The organism is Chryseobacterium soldanellicola (genome assembly GCF_900100115.1).
GTDB classification, from domain to species: Bacteria; Bacteroidota; Bacteroidia; order Flavobacteriales; family Weeksellaceae; genus Chryseobacterium; species Chryseobacterium soldanellicola.
Genome location: NZ_FNKL01000007.1, coordinates 1 through 1,378 on the forward strand (window position 1 = coordinate 1; position 1,378 = coordinate 1,378).

The 1,378-nt window shown below is 27.8% G+C and carries 2 protein-coding genes; one reads left to right on the forward strand and one right to left on the reverse strand.

Annotated features, from left to right (window positions below; all coding sequences use genetic code 11):
• Nucleotides 1-669, forward strand: a 669-nt coding sequence (locus BLT04_RS18695; protein ID WP_170828508.1) for a restriction endonuclease subunit S, incomplete at its 5' end; no start/stop codon positions are given.
• A 44-nt stretch (nt 670-713) separates the two neighbouring features.
• Here BLT04_RS18695 and BLT04_RS18700 read toward each other — a convergent pair.
• The coding region (locus BLT04_RS18700) for a restriction endonuclease subunit S (protein WP_089757345.1) at nt 714-1,378 on the reverse strand (665 nt) is incomplete at its 5' end.

Sequence of the window (1,378 nt, forward strand, 5' to 3'; positions counted from 1 at the left end):
CAAACCCAAAAGAAAATAATTGAGCAATTAGAAACCTTAATGAACGCAAGTCGGGAAAAGATATTTTCTCAAAAATTAAGATTTAAAGATGAACAAGGAAATTACTTTTGTGATTGGGATTTAACGGAACTGAAAAATGTTTGTTGTATAATCGGAGGTGGAACACCAGACACCCAAAAGTCTGAATTTTGGAATGGCAATATTGAGTGGTTTACTCCAACAGAAATAAAATCAAATTTTGTTTTTAAAAGCGAAAGAACTATCTCCGAATTGGGTTTGAAAAATTCATCGGCCAAAATTCTTCCAAAAGGTTCGATTTTATTAACAACTAGGGCAACTATTGGAGAAGTTGCAATTGCGCAAGAAGAATGTACAACTAATCAAGGGTTTCAATCTTTAATAGTAAAAGAAAATTGTAATAATGTTTTTTTGTTCCATTGGATAAAACAAAACAAATTTGAATTAATAAAACGCGCGAATGGCTCAACATTTCCAGAGATAAGTAAATCAGAAATTGAATTAATTAAAATTCTATTGCCTTCATTGGAAGAGCAAATCAAAATCGCTAATTACTTATCCTCAATTCAAGAAAAAATAGTAACAGAAAAACAAATTTTAGAAAAGTTAGAGCTTCAAAAGAAGTTTCTTTTGGCTAATTTGTTTGTTTGATAAAAAAAGAAGCCTTGTCAAGACTATTCCGAAACCAAAATTTTTTAAACAAAAAGATTTTGCAATAAATATTTTTGTTGATTTTCGTATTGATTAAGTAAATCTTTTTCTAGGTTGATTTTTTTATCAAGTTTTGATAAAAAGTTAGAAATATTCATTTGAACATTTAAAGAAGGAACACTCAAAATAATTGGCTGGATTTCAGAAATATAGTGTCTTTTGTGTTCGCTTGATGACATATTTAGAAAAGAAAAATATTCAAAAACAAATTTTAGGTCTACATCACTTTTGGTTGTCAATAACTTGATAGCCGAAGATTTTATTTTAAATGGAAAATTTACATATTTTAAATCCATTGTAAAATCATCTAAAATAATACATTTTCCTTTATTGTAAATTCCCCAATCTTCATTTGTATAACCTAAAATAAAGGCTTTATTCGCTGTTAAAACAGGAATCTGTGATTTGTCAGACGAGTAATCAGTATTTGAAACTATGTATTTTGTAGGCTGTTCATAATTTAAAATTTCTTCGACTGTGAATGTTTCATAATCACCTCTAATTATCTGCGTAAATAATTTATTTCGTGATTGGGTTTTAAGAGTTATTAAACCCTCAATTATTTTCTTTTGGGTTTGGATTCTTTCATCAACAAACAATAAAAATGAAGCAATTTTATCTTGTTCGAGAAGATTAGGAAAATATAAAT